Origin of the sequence: Enterococcus sp. 12F9_DIV0723 (assembly GCF_002174375.1) — a bacterium.
In the GTDB taxonomy this organism is placed as follows: Bacteria; Bacillota; Bacilli; order Lactobacillales; family Enterococcaceae; genus Enterococcus_A; species Enterococcus_A gilvus.
This window is the reverse complement of record NZ_NIBK01000003.1, coordinates 1-12,531: the sequence shown is the minus strand read 5'-3', so window position 1 is coordinate 12,531 and position 12,531 is coordinate 1. Positions and strand designations below refer to the sequence as shown.

Here is a 12,531-nt window from a genome sequence, read left to right as displayed (position 1 = left end):
TCTCTTTGTTATTGACATCTCATTTTTCTTAACGTATACTAATCTACATCTTAACAAGTTGGAGGTTATTCCTATGATAAATCATAAAAACTCACAACTGAATAACCGCTATTACTTTAGCTATTTTAGATAGGTTTGTATTCATCACGATGGATACAAACGACTTGAGTGTTTTTTGTATCTATGATGGCTAGAGCATTTCAACGTACCAACGGCCGCATAGAGAAATCTAAGTGGCTGAGGGATCATACTATTTTTGTATTCGTATCACCCACTTAGAGTTTTAGACTTCTAAGCGGGTGATTTTTTTATTGAAAAAGGGTTCGATGAAGGTTGAACAGTTTGAGCAGCAGAGGCCTTTTCCTAGAGAAAAGGAAAAACTTTAAAACGAAAGAGGAGAAAAGATGATGAAAAAGACAGTATTAGCAGGAATTGGATTAGTAAGTTTATTGATGTTGGGAGCTTGCGGCAACAAAGAAGCAGCAAGTAACGATGATGTGAAAACCGTGGGTGTTTTACAGTTGGTACAGCACGCGTCATTAGATAGTGCGTACGACGGTTTCAAAGAAGGGCTGGCTGAAGGCGGCTATAAAGAAGGCGATAATTTGAAAATCGAATATCAAAACGCCCAAAACAATCAAGACAATCTAAAAAGTATGAGCGAAAAATTAGTTAAAGATAAAGCAGATTTGTTATTAGGGATTGCTACTCCCGCTGCGCAATCGCTTTTGAATGCAACACAAGATATTCCGATCACAGTTACAGCCGTAACGGATCTAAAAGAAGCAAAACTCGTGAAGAGCGATAAAAAACCAGGCGGAAATGTCACAGGAACAACTGACATGGTCCCTATCGACAAACAAATCGACTTGCTGTTGTCCATCGTTCCTGATGCAAAATCAATTGGCATTATGTATAACGCCGGCGAAGCCAATTCAAAAATCCAAGCAGACTTAGCTGAAAAGGCATTGAAAAAAGCTGGGGTCGAAGTAAAAGTCAAAACAGCAAATACTACCAACGATGTGCAACAAGTAACGGAATCTTTAGCGAATGAAACAGACGGCATCTATGTTCCTACAGACAATACCTTCGCCAGTGCAGCACCGGTGGTTGGAAATGTCGTAAAAGAAAAGAAAATCCCGCTCGTTGCTGGATCGACAGACCAAGTTGACGGCGGCGGTTTAGCAACTGTAGGGATCGACTACAAATCCCTCGGAAAACAAACTGGGAAAATGGCTGCTAAAATTTTAGATGGCGATGCAAAACCCGCGGATACGCCTGTTGAATCCGCAGACTCCCTTAAATTAGTCGTTAACAAAGACATGGCTGAAGCTTTAGGAATCGATCCAAACAGCATCAAAGAACCGAAATAATCACCCTTTAATATAGCTCGACGAAGAAAGAAGGAAGAATCATGAATGTTATCACTCTGTTATTATCAGCGACGTCACAAGGTATGCTCTGGTCGTTACTTGCGATTGGGGTCTACATGACTTTTCGAATTTTAGATATTGCCGATCTGACTGCCGAGGGTAGTTTTCCCCTTGGCGGCGGGATCGCAGCCATCGCTATCGTTAATGGAATGCATCCCGTAGTGGCTACGTTGCTTGCGTTTGGCGGCGGGATGTTGGCTGGCTTGGTCACAGGAATTTTAAATACGAAATTTAAGATTCCTGCACTGCTTGCCGGGATTATTACTATGACGGGGCTATATTCGATTACGTCTCGCGTCATGGGCGCACCAAACATCGCATTGCTCGGTGAAGATACTGTATTCACCGCGGCTCAGAATATGGGATTGATTAAAAATAATGCCGTTATTTTAGTAGGATTAGTGATCGTACTGCTGGCTATTTTACTATTGGTTTTATTTTTCCGAACAGAGATTGGTTTAGCGGTTCGAGCAACGGGAGACAATCCTGATATGAGTGAGGCCAATGGAATCAAAACAGAGAATATGAAGCTGTTAGGGTACATGATTTCAAACGGCAGTATCGCGCTTTCGGGTGCCTTACTCGCGCAAAACAACGGGTTTGCTGATCTAAATTCAGGAGTAGGGACGATCGTTATAGGATTAGCGTCTATCATCATCGCAGAAGTCCTGCTTCGTAATAGACCTATCTTTATCCGCTTGATCACGATCGTTGCCGGCGCTATTATTTACCGTTTCATCTTAGCATTGGTTTTCGAAATGAATGTGGAGCCGACCGATTCTAAGTTAGCTTCAGCGATCGTTTTAGTTATTTGTTTATCGTTACCGCAAATTCGCTCAAAATTTACCATTAAATCCAAAAAGAAAGGGGCGGACGTCCATGCAACCGGTACTAAGAATCAGTAATCTTCATCAATATTTTGAACGTGGAACAGTCAATGAAAATCATGTCTTGCGTGGCATCAACTTAAGTTTAGCCCCTGGTGAATTCGTGACGATCATCGGCGGAAATGGAGCAGGTAAATCCACCCTGCTAAACAGTGTGGCAGGAACGTTGCCGATTGAAGAAGGCCAAATGTTTTTAAACGAAGAGGATATCACGAAACATTCCGTGACTCGACGCTCAAAAAAAATCAGCCGTGTCTTCCAAGACCCGAAGATGGGGACTGCCGTACGCTTATCTGTAGAAGAAAATTTAGCCTTAGCAATGAAACGTGGGCATAAGCGTGGATTTTCTCTTGGTGTTAAAAGCAAAGACCGCAGCTTTTTCCAAGAACAATTAGCGATGTTGAATCTAAATTTGGAAAATCGCCTTGATGCAGAGATCGGCTTGCTTTCCGGCGGACAACGCCAAGCGATCACCCTATTGATGGCAACCCTGCAACGACCTGATTTGATTTTACTAGATGAACATACGGCTGCACTAGATCCAAAAACATCGCTGACAGTGATGGAATTGACGGATCGTCTGATTCGAGAGCAGGAACTGACGGCTTTCATGGTTACCCATAATATGGAAGATGCTATCCAATACGGCAACCGTCTAATCATGCTTCACCAAGGTCAAATCGCATTAGACTTGAAACAAGAAGAAAAAAAACACCTGACTGTGCCAAAATTAATGGAACTTTTCCATCAAAATTCGGGTGTCGAATTGAAAGACGATGCGTTATTATTAGGGTAAAAATTACATGCTTTACTTCCTTCTTTTGTGACAGGCTACTTTTATGTAGCCTGTTTTTTTGTTACACTGAGCCCAGAATAGAAAAAGGAAGAAGGTGTTCGATTGGCAACAAAAGAAAAAGTCTTGGCCTTTTTAAAAGCTGAAAATGCTGTGTTATCTGGCGAAGCGTTGGCTCAAGAATTAGGCGTCTCTCGCACAGCGATTTGGAAAGCCATTAAAGAATTAGAAAAAAAAGGATACCAAATCCAACACTTAGGCAATGGGTACCGGTATCGTCCTTCTGATATTTTGGATGCAAAAGAAATCCAGGAAAATATTTATCCTCCGATGAAAGTGTCTGTGCTAGAAACTTCAGCGTCAACAATGAAAGATGCGCAGCTGGCTGTGGTTGAAGGAAAAAAAACACCTCTATTGATCGTAGCGGATATGCAAGAAGCTCCTCACGGCCGTTTCAACCGCCCCTTTTTTGCAGCGAAACAACAAGGAATCTATATGAGTTTGTTATTGGAGCCAAAAGAGCAATTGCAAGAACTGCCGCAATATACCCTCTTAATGGCCGTTGCCGTGGCTGAAGCGATCGATGAATTATTAGGCGTGGACAGCCAGATCAAATGGGTCAATGATATCTATTTGAATCATAAAAAAGTAGCGGGGATTCTTTCAGAAGCAATGACGGATATCGAAACAAATTCCTTAAAGCATATCATTATCGGCATGGGGATCAATTTTTCAATTCCGCAAGAAAACTACCCTGCAGCACTACAAGAGAAAGCAACCTCCCTCTTTCCAACAGGTGAGGCAAGTGCGACACGAAACCAGTTGATTGTCCTGATCTGGAATCGATTCTTTGAATTACTAGCAGAACCAAGCACGTATTTAGCTTCTTATCGAAAAAAATCTTTCGTGCTTGGGAAAAAAGTCACGTTTAAACGCAAGGACCGCACCTATTTTGGAACAGCGATTGCCATTACTGACACTGGCGAATTAGTCGTTGATCTAGGAAACGAACACCTTTCTCTTTCCTCAGGAGAGATCAGCTTAAGCTCGATTCAATAAAAAAATGTGCCCATTTGGACACATTTTTTTATTTATCTCATAGTCACAAATTCTTCGCTGCCTGTTGGGTGAATCGCAACTGTATCATCAAAGTCTTTCTTCGTAGCACCCATCTTAATAGCTACAGCAAATCCCTGCAGCATCTCATCAACACCGATACCAATAGCATGCAGTCCGATTATTTTTTCTTCTTCACCAAGACAGACCAATTTCATCTCACATTTTTGACGGTACTCGCTTAGCGCAAAATACATTGGTGTAAAACGTGAGTGGTACGTCTTGATAGTATCTTTTCCATGGCGCTTAATCGCCTCTTCTTCCGTCAACCCGATCGTTGCGATCGTTGGATGCGTAAAAATCACCGTTGGAACATTTTCATAATCCAAAAACTCTTCTGATTTACCGTTGAAGATTCGTTCAGACAAACGACGACCCGCTGCAATCGCCACTGGCGTCAAATCAATCTTACCAATCACATCCCCAACAGCATAAACGCCTTCACTCGTTGTATTTTGGAATTTATCGACGATGACAAACCCTTTTTCGTTTAACGTCACCGATGTATTTTCCAGTCCTAATTTATCCGTGTTTGGCAACCGCCCGCCGGCAAACAAGACCTTGTCTCCTGTTAAAGTATTTCCGTTCTCAAAATACACAGTATATGTTCCATCGGCATTTTGTTTGATTTCTTTGGCTACATGATGATCATACAGCTTCATTTTATTGTCGCGATAAATCTCGACCAAATTATCTGCAAGCATAGTATCGAATGTTCGCAACGGACGACGATGACGAAAGGCCCAATGGACTTGCGTGCCCATCCCTTGCAAAACGCCACTCAGCTCTGCTGCAATATATCCTGCACCTAGAACAACGACTTCTTTCGGTTGTTCTGTCAATTCAAAGAATCCATTGGAATCAATCGCAAATTCACCACCAGGTACTTGCATTTGACTCGGACGCCCGCCAGTGGCAATCAAAATATTAGCCGCCGTATACTCCGTTCCATTAACGCTAACAATGTGGTCCGATTTAAACGTAGCATACCCTTCGATTCGCTCAACATGGTTACTATCCAACCCACGGTAATAAGCGCCATGTAAGAAGTCAATATACTTTTCGCGACGTTCAACCAACTCTTTAAAATCAAATTTTGTGACATCCGCTTGAACACCATAACTAGACGCATCTCGCTCGATCGTTTCCAGCATCGTGCTCGCCTGCCACATCACTTTTTTTGGAACACAGCCTACGTTGACACACGTTCCGCCAATTTTATTTCCCTCAATCAACAGTACCTTTGCACCGTACATCCCCGCACGATTTGCCGAAGCGATACCGCCGCTTCCGCCACCAACTACAATGTAATCATATTCTTTCATTCATCTGCCTCCTAGTTAGCATGAATTGCTTAGTTATACTATGTAAATTAAAAAAATGACCTGATTAATTTAGACTCAATATATCCATTTTAATACATTCTTGGAAAAAAGATTTACTTTTTGCCCTGATGATAGAAATTCATTAAAAAAAGACTGAGAAATTCTCAATCTTTTTTCTTACGAATCATATCTCCGGGGTGTACAGGTTGAGCAACAGGCATCGTCAATACCATCATAGGATTTGGTGCTCGATCGATCCTTTCACCCTCATCATTCTTCATTTCCGTCACTGTTTGTTCAAAATGATGGAATTTTGGCCCATAAAATTCAATTTCATCGCCTACTCTGAAATGATTACGTTGACGTACGGTGGCAATACCACTCTTTTCATCATAGCTTAATACTTCACCGATAAATTTATAAACAGGAATTTTTCGACGCGGACCAAAAAGCTGTTCATTTTCTGTGGGAACATGATAATAAAATCCTGTAGACAACTCCCGTTGCGCGACCTTCCATAATTCATCGATCCATTCTTGTTTGCAGACATAATTTTCCGGGTCCGCAATGTAGCTGTCTACAGCCGCCTTATAGACATTCGCTACTGTGGAAACATAATGGATGGATTTCATCCGCCCTTCAATCTTCAAGCTGTCCACACCGTTTTCAATCAAGTCAGGGATATGCTCGATCATTGACATATCTACCGCGCTCATTGAAAACTCTTCCGTCACGTCTCCATTTTCTGTCAGTGACCGATGTTCTTGTGCAAACGGCATATCAAACAATTCATATTTCCAGCGGCACGATTGCGAACAGCCGCCGCGGTTGGCATCACGCATCGACATATGGTTAGATAGCGTGCAACGACCTGAATAGGAAATGCACATTGCACCATGAATGAAAGCTTCAATTTGAATGTCTGTATTGCGACGAATTTCCGCCAGCTCTTCCATGGATACTTCACGCGCCAAGACCACGCGTTCCAATCCTTCATTTTGCCAAAATTTCAATGTTTCTGCATTTGTTGCTGACGCTTGAGTCGATAAATGGATCTCTAGACCTGGAGCTTCACTGGCACAAATCTCAATTAACGCCGGATCAGAAATAATCACTGCTGAGATGCCGATATCGCGCAGCTTCTTAAAAAATGCTCCCGCGCCTTCTTCATTTCCTTCGTGCGTCACCATATTGGCAGCTACATATACTTTTGCTCCATATTGATTGGCAAAAGCTACCCCTTCCTCCATTTCTTCAAATGAGAAGTTGCCTGCTCGAGAGCGCAAGCCGTAAGCATCTCCGCCAATATACACGGCATCTGCGCCATAGTGAATCGCCGTTTTCAATTTTTCCAAAGTTCCAGCAGGTGCTAAAACCTCTGGACGTTTCAAAGTTCTCTTTGTCATGCTGTTATTACTCCTATTTAATCGCTGTTGGGTCTAAATGGTAAAAACCTGTATCCATTCCTCGACCAACAGGATGATATTTTTGAATATCTTGTTGTGCAGCGGTTGCCGCTGCTTCATCCCAAGAATCCGATTCAATCGCTTTTTTCGCATGTGCAAATGTTTTTGCAATCGCAACAAAATCCGCGCCAGGTGTAAACAACCCGTCCAATTTCCAGGTCTGGTAGCCCGCTTGATTTAATTCAGCCAATTCCTTAATCAAATTTAGATCATTGTCCGCAAAAATATGTGTGCCATGCTGATCTTCATAAATAGAATAGTGCGTTTCCGTTTTTTTCGGTTCTGAAATAAACAGGCCCCGTTCTTTTGAAGAAACTTCTGTTTGGTTTGTATAATTAAAATAATTTTCCAGCAAAGGTCGTTTGGATTGATGAATGCATGTTGCGCCATAAACAAGCACTTCGACAGGAACATCCACGTGCTGACTTAAACGCTGCATCTCTTCAAAAGGAACTTCGCGAGCGAGGATAGCCCCAACAGCACCTTTTTTCTGCCAAAAATTAATTTGTCTTGCATTCGTTACTAATGTTTCCGCGTCATAGATATAAGGCAAATCATATTCTTGAAGTAAATAAATGACACCCGTATCGCCAACAACGACGTGATCCGGTCCAACCTCTGATAAAAAAGCTAAATATTCTGGTATTTTTTTCATCTTATCTGGATGCATAATGCCAGTTATTGCTACATTCACTTTTTTTCCTTGCGCATGGGCCATTTCAATCAACGCTCGTTGTTCTTCACGAGAAAAAGAATGCGGCAATCGCAAACCAAAAGCTTCTTCCCCTATGTATAAAGTATCTACGCCAGCAGCTAGCAATTCTTCAGCTTGCGCCATTGATTCTGCTGTCGCAATTAATTCGATCATGGTATATCCTCCTTTTAGACTTTCTCATACTATCATAGCTTTCAATAGTTTCCAACTGACTCCATAAAAAAAGAGGATAACGCCTCTGCGCTATCCTCTATGCTCTTAAACTTTTTCTGGTATTTTCTCTTCATTAGGGTTCTTCACAGTCAGTGTGATCTTTCCCTTACTAGCTCCGATCGTAACGGCGTCGCCCAATTGAATTTGACCTGACAACAATGCTTCTGCCAGTCGATCTTCAATTTCCTTTTGCAAAGCTCGACGGATTGGCCGTGCCCCATATTCAGGATCAAAACCAACTTTTCCAATCACATCATAAGCAGCAGGGGTGATTTTTACTTTGATCTCATGTTCTTTCATGCGATCTAATACAGAACGACTCATGATTTTCACGATTTCGTGAATTTGTTCTTGGTCTAATGATTTAAAGACAACTGTTTCATCAATTCGGTTCAAGAATTCTGGACGAAAGGCTTTTTTCAATTCTTCCAAAATTCGTTTTTCCATTGCTTGATGATCTTTTGTAATATCCTTTACATTAAAACCAACATTTTTCTCTTCACGAATTTCTGTCGCACCAATATTTGATGTCATAATTAAAATCGTGTTGCGGAAGTCCACTTTACGGCCCTTAGAATCCGTCAAATGACCGTCATCTAAGACTTGTAATAGAATATTGAAAACATCGGGATGGGCTTTCTCTACTTCATCCAACAAAATAACGGAGTAAGGTTTTTGACGGATTTTTTCTGTCAATTGCCCGCCTTCTTCATAACCAACATACCCTGGAGGCGACCCAATTAGTCTGCTTGTGCTGTATTTTTCCATGTATTCAGACATATCGACACGAATCAACGCTTCTTCACTACCAAACATTGCCTCTGCTAATGCTTTTGCTAACTCCGTCTTACCAACCCCTGTAGGTCCTAAGAACATAAAGGAGCCAATCGGTCGATTTGGATCTTTCAATCCGCTACGCGCCCGACGGATAGCTCTAGAAATAGCCTTAACCGCTTCTTCTTGTCCAACGACACGTTTATGAAGAACATTCTCTAAATCTAATAGACGTTGGCTTTCTTTTTTCTCTAGTTGTTGTAATGGAACACCCGTCCATTGAGAAACTACCGCTGCTACATCCTCATCCGTTACCTGATCAATATAACCATTCTCTTGCTTAGCGGCTTTGACCTTCGCTTGTTCTAACGTCTCAGATAATTGTTTCTCCCTTAATCGCAGGCGAGCTGCTGATTCAAAATCTTGATTTTGGATCGCCTTCTCTTTTTCAATTACCAATTCTTGAACTTCTTCTTCAAGCTCTGTTAACTCGGATACTTCATCCGTAGAATCCAACCGTACTTTAGCTGAAGATTCATCCATCAGATCAATGGCCTTATCTGGCAGTTGACGTGAGTTGATGTATCGTACAGATAATGACACCGCTGTGTGCAATGCTTCATCCGTGATTTCCACCCCATGATGCTCTTCGTAACGAGGCCGCAACCCCTTCAAGATTTCCTCTGCTTCTTCCGGTGTAGGCTCCTCGACTTGTACACGAGCAAAACGACGTTCTAAAGCAGAATCTTTTTCGATGTATTTTTGATACTCATCTAATGTAGTCGCACCAATTGTTTGTAGTTCTCCGCGAGCAAGCGCAGGTTTTAAAATATTGGATGCATCAATAGCACCTTCTGCCCCGCCAGCACCGATTAATGTATGCAATTCATCAATAAATAAAATGATTTGTCCATCATGATAAATCTCATCAATCACTTTTTTCAAGCGATCTTCAAATTCTCCACGATATTTCGTACCAGCAACTAAGGCACCCATATCCAACATCATCAATCGTTTCTCTCGCATATCCTCTGGAACATCTCCGGTAATGATCCGTTGCGCCAGACCTTCAACAATAGCCGTTTTCCCTACACCAGGTTCACCAACTAACACAGGATTATTTTTTGTACGACGGCTCAAGATTTGAACGACACGTCGCACTTCCCCATCTCTTCCTACTACAGGGTCTAAGCGTTTTTCCCGCGCCAATTTAGTTAAATCACGCGCTAAACCGTCTAAAGTTGGCGTTCCTTGAGAATTGCTTTGTTGGGTAGCTTTCGTTGGCGCTTTACGCCGGTTCCCTGCTCCTTGACCTGCATTAGATGCCTCATTTACGCCCATTTTTTTTAGCAAAAGCTGGCGCATTTTAGGTAAACTCAACCCCAGATTTACTAAAATATGCGATGCCAATATTTCATCATCTCTTAAAAGGCCTAACAAGAGGTGTTCCGTTCCAACTAATTTAGCATTGAACCGTTTTGCCTCATCATCTGCGAAAATTAAAATTTGTTTTGCTCTAGGAGAGTAAGGTAGGTAGCCGCCTTCAGGATAAGATTTAACAGAACCATACCCCGTCATATGTTCAATTTCTTCACGTATATCATTTTCACTCGAATTCATTTGACGCAATGTTTTGCCTGCAATTCCTTGCTGCTCAATCACTAACGCTAACAATAGATGCTCCGATCCAACCGAGCGATGTTTAAAGTATTTCGCCTCTTGCTGCGCGATTGCTAATACTGCTTTTGCACGTTCTGTGTACAGCTGATCCATATCCCTCACTCCTTTTTCTCATAACTTAAACGTTCCAAAAATCCATGAAGAATCCTTGAGCGTAGTCTATTTTCAATCTGACTGATACCAAGTACATTCTTCGATACCGAACTTAACATCAAATTACCTTCATTTTCTGTAATAATCTCTTCTTCGAATAGCTTCTGAATGATTCCAAAAGCATTTGCTTCAGAAATTTCACTTCCAAAAGAATCCATCAATTGCTCTAAAAAATAATGCTGATCAGAAATCTTAACTTTGCTGATTCGAATATAGCCTCCACCGCCGCGCTTGCTCTCAACTAAATACCCTCGTTGAAAAGTAAACCGTGTGTTAATCACGTAGTTTATTTGAGAAGGAACACAATTAAACAACTGTGCCATTTCAGCTCTTCGAATTTCGATAATTTCACTAGTTTCTAAAATATCTTTCAAGTAAGATTCGATCAAATCAGAGGTATTTCTACTCATAATATCTCCTCCTATTGACTATTCCTGACCATAATTATATCGAATTTAACGTGTGAAATAAAGGAGAACGCCTTTCTTTAAATAAGGATAAAAAAAAAGAAGGTTTTCACCTTCTTTTTTGATCGGGAAGACAGGATTCGAACCTGCGACACCTTGGTCCCAAACCAAGTACTCTACCAAGCTGAGCTACTTCCCGATAAACAAAAAAAACCTATGCACCCGAGAGGACTCGAACCTCTAACCCCTTGATTCGTAGTCAAGTACTCTATCCAATTGAGCTACGGGTGCCTATTTAGTTAATGCCGAGGACCGGAATCGAACCGGTACGGTGATCACTCACCGCAGGATTTTAAGTCCTGTGCGTCTGCCAGTTCCGCCACCCCGGCGTTTTCCTCTGGTCTTCAGGAAAGCGGAAAACGGGGTTCGAACCCGCGACCCCCACCTTGGCAAGGTGGTGCTCTACCACTGAGCTATTTCCGCATGGTGCCGGCTAAAGGACTTGAACCCTCGACCCTCTGATTACAAATCAGATGCTCTACCAACTGAGCTAAGCCGGCATACAACCAAAAAAAATAAAAATGCGGGTGAAGGGACTTGAACCCCCACGCCGTAAGGCGCTAGATCCTAAATCTAGTGCGTCTGCCAATTCCGCCACACCCGCATATACTTATGAGCCGTACTGGGCTCGAACCAGTGACCCTCTGATTAAAAGTCAGATGCTCTACCAACTGAGCTAACGGCTCAAATGGAGGTTAACGGGATCGAACCGCTGACCCTCTGCTTGTAAGGCAGATGCTCTCCCAGCTGAGCTAAACCTCCATAAGAATTCGCGTGGCGACGTCCTAATCTCACAAGGGGCAACCCCTCACTACAATCGGCGCTAAGAAGCTTAACTTCTGTGTTCGACATGGGAACAGGTGTATCCTTCCCGCTATCGCCACCACACTATGCTTTATCTGAGTAAACGTCGTTCACTCAAAACTGGATCAGAAACTGTTAAACTACCGTGAATCAATTTTTTTGGTTAAGTCCTCGATCGATTAGTATCAGTCCGCTCCGTACATCACTGCACTTCCACTCCTGACCTATCTACCTGATCATCTCTCAGGGATCTTACTTTCTTAAAGAAATGGGAAATCTCATCTTGAGGTGGGCTTCACACTTAGATGCTTTCAGCGTTTATCCCTTCCCTACATAGCTACCCAGCGATGCCTCTGGCGAGACAACTGGTACACCAGCGGTAAGTCCATCCCGGTCCTCTCGTACTAAGGACAGATCCTCTCAAATTTCCAACGCCCGCGACGGATAGGGACCGAACTGTCTCACGACGTTCTGAACCCAGCTCGCGTGCCGCTTTAATGGGCGAACAGCCCAACCCTTGGGACCGACTACAGCCCCAGGATGCGACGAGCCGACATCGAGGTGCCAAACCTCCCCGTCGATGTGGACTCTTGGGGGAGATAAGCCTGTTATCCCCAGGGTAGCTTTTATCCGTTGAGCGATGGCCCTTCCATGCGGAACCACCGGATCACTAAGCCCGACTTTCGTCCCTGCTCGACTTGTAGG

9 protein-coding genes, 8 tRNA genes and 2 rRNA genes are annotated in these 12,531 nt (G+C 42.7%); 4 read left to right on the top strand and 15 right to left on the bottom strand.

The window, feature by feature from the left end:
• The first annotated feature begins 407 nt into the window (after positions 1-407).
• From A5868_RS17355 to A5868_RS17340, 4 genes are all read left to right on the top strand, one after another.
• On the top strand, positions 408-1,373 hold the full coding sequence (locus tag A5868_RS17355; RefSeq protein WP_010779375.1) for an ABC transporter substrate-binding protein: 966 nt from the start codon (positions 408-410) through the stop codon (positions 1,371-1,373).
• A gap of 41 nt (positions 1,374-1,414) precedes the next feature.
• Positions 1,415-2,338, top strand: coding sequence for an ABC transporter permease (locus tag A5868_RS17350; protein ID WP_086306244.1), 924 nt, complete (start codon positions 1,415-1,417; stop codon positions 2,336-2,338).
• A complete protein-coding gene (locus tag A5868_RS17345) occupies positions 2,313-3,116 on the top strand; it encodes an ABC transporter ATP-binding protein (protein WP_010779373.1) in 804 nt (267 codons plus the stop codon). The genes A5868_RS17350 and A5868_RS17345 overlap by 26 nt, the downstream gene beginning before the upstream one ends.
• 102 nt (positions 3,117-3,218) lie before the next feature.
• A complete protein-coding gene (locus A5868_RS17340) occupies positions 3,219-4,172 on the top strand; it encodes a biotin--[acetyl-CoA-carboxylase] ligase (RefSeq protein ID WP_086306243.1) in 954 nt (317 codons plus the stop codon).
• A 32-nt stretch (positions 4,173-4,204) separates the two neighbouring features.
• On the opposite strand, the gene gor is transcribed toward A5868_RS17340, so the two are convergent.
• The 15 genes from gor to A5868_RS17265 form a co-directional block, all read right to left on the bottom strand.
• Positions 4,205-5,554, bottom strand: a complete 1,350-nt coding sequence (gene gor / locus A5868_RS17335; protein ID WP_086306242.1) for a glutathione-disulfide reductase — start codon at positions 5,552-5,554, stop codon at positions 4,205-4,207.
• A 164-nt stretch (positions 5,555-5,718) separates the two neighbouring features.
• Entirely contained in the window at positions 5,719-6,960 is a 1,242-nt protein-coding gene (locus A5868_RS17330; RefSeq protein ID WP_086306241.1) for a peptidase U32 family protein, read from the bottom strand.
• A 13-nt stretch (positions 6,961-6,973) separates the two neighbouring features.
• Positions 6,974-7,888: a peptidase U32 family protein gene (locus A5868_RS17325; protein ID WP_086306240.1), complete on the bottom strand. Its 915-nt coding sequence runs from the start codon at positions 7,886-7,888 to the stop codon at positions 6,974-6,976.
• Between the two features lie 105 nt (positions 7,889-7,993).
• A complete protein-coding gene (locus A5868_RS17320) occupies positions 7,994-10,495 on the bottom strand; it encodes an ATP-dependent Clp protease ATP-binding subunit (RefSeq protein WP_086306239.1) in 2,502 nt (833 codons plus the stop codon).
• A gap of 5 nt (positions 10,496-10,500) precedes the next feature.
• The gene (locus tag A5868_RS17315) at positions 10,501-10,968 is read right to left on the bottom strand and encodes a CtsR family transcriptional regulator (protein ID WP_279625400.1); all 468 of its coding nucleotides are present in this window, start codon (positions 10,966-10,968) and stop codon (positions 10,501-10,503) included.
• Positions 10,969-11,087: 119 nt separating this feature from the next.
• Positions 11,088-11,161, bottom strand: a tRNA-Pro gene (locus A5868_RS17310).
• 18 nt (positions 11,162-11,179) lie between these two features.
• Positions 11,180-11,253 (bottom strand) — tRNA-Arg (locus A5868_RS17305).
• Positions 11,254-11,265: 12 nt separating this feature from the next.
• Positions 11,266-11,351 (bottom strand) — tRNA-Leu (locus tag A5868_RS17300).
• A 22-nt stretch (positions 11,352-11,373) separates the two neighbouring features.
• Positions 11,374-11,445: transfer RNA gene (locus tag A5868_RS17295), tRNA-Gly, on the bottom strand.
• Position 11,446: 1 nt separating this feature from the next.
• Positions 11,447-11,522, bottom strand: a tRNA-Thr gene (locus tag A5868_RS17290).
• Positions 11,523-11,544: 22 nt separating this feature from the next.
• Positions 11,545-11,626: transfer RNA gene (locus A5868_RS17285), tRNA-Leu, on the bottom strand.
• A 9-nt stretch (positions 11,627-11,635) separates the two neighbouring features.
• A tRNA-Lys gene (locus A5868_RS17280) sits at positions 11,636-11,708 on the bottom strand.
• Positions 11,709-11,711: 3 nt separating this feature from the next.
• Positions 11,712-11,784 (bottom strand) — tRNA-Val (locus tag A5868_RS17275).
• A 10-nt stretch (positions 11,785-11,794) separates the two neighbouring features.
• Positions 11,795-11,910: ribosomal RNA gene (rrf, locus tag A5868_RS17270) — 5S ribosomal RNA — on the bottom strand.
• Positions 11,911-11,985: 75 nt separating this feature from the next.
• A 23S ribosomal RNA gene (locus A5868_RS17265) occupies positions 11,986-12,531 on the bottom strand; the annotation flags it as partial.

What these genes read in the sequence shown, in the direction of transcription:
- A5868_RS17330 (WP_086306241.1), bottom strand. Translation starts at nt 6,960, where the DNA reads ATGACAAAGAGAACTTTGAAACGTCCAGAGGTTTTAGCACCTGCTGGA.
- gor (WP_086306242.1), bottom strand. Translation starts at nt 5,554, where the DNA reads ATGAAAGAATATGATTACATTGTAGTTGGTGGCGGAAGCGGCGGTATC.
- A5868_RS17345 (WP_010779373.1), top strand. Translation starts at nt 2,313, where the DNA reads ATGCAACCGGTACTAAGAATCAGTAATCTTCATCAATATTTTGAACGT.
- A5868_RS17320 (WP_086306239.1), bottom strand. Translation starts at nt 10,495, where the DNA reads ATGGATCAGCTGTACACAGAACGTGCAAAAGCAGTATTAGCAATCGCG.
- A5868_RS17325 (WP_086306240.1), bottom strand. Translation starts at nt 7,888, where the DNA reads ATGATCGAATTAATTGCGACAGCAGAATCAATGGCGCAAGCTGAAGAA.
- A5868_RS17350 (WP_086306244.1), top strand. Translation starts at nt 1,415, where the DNA reads ATGAATGTTATCACTCTGTTATTATCAGCGACGTCACAAGGTATGCTC.
- A5868_RS17355 (WP_010779375.1), top strand. Translation starts at nt 408, where the DNA reads ATGAAAAAGACAGTATTAGCAGGAATTGGATTAGTAAGTTTATTGATG.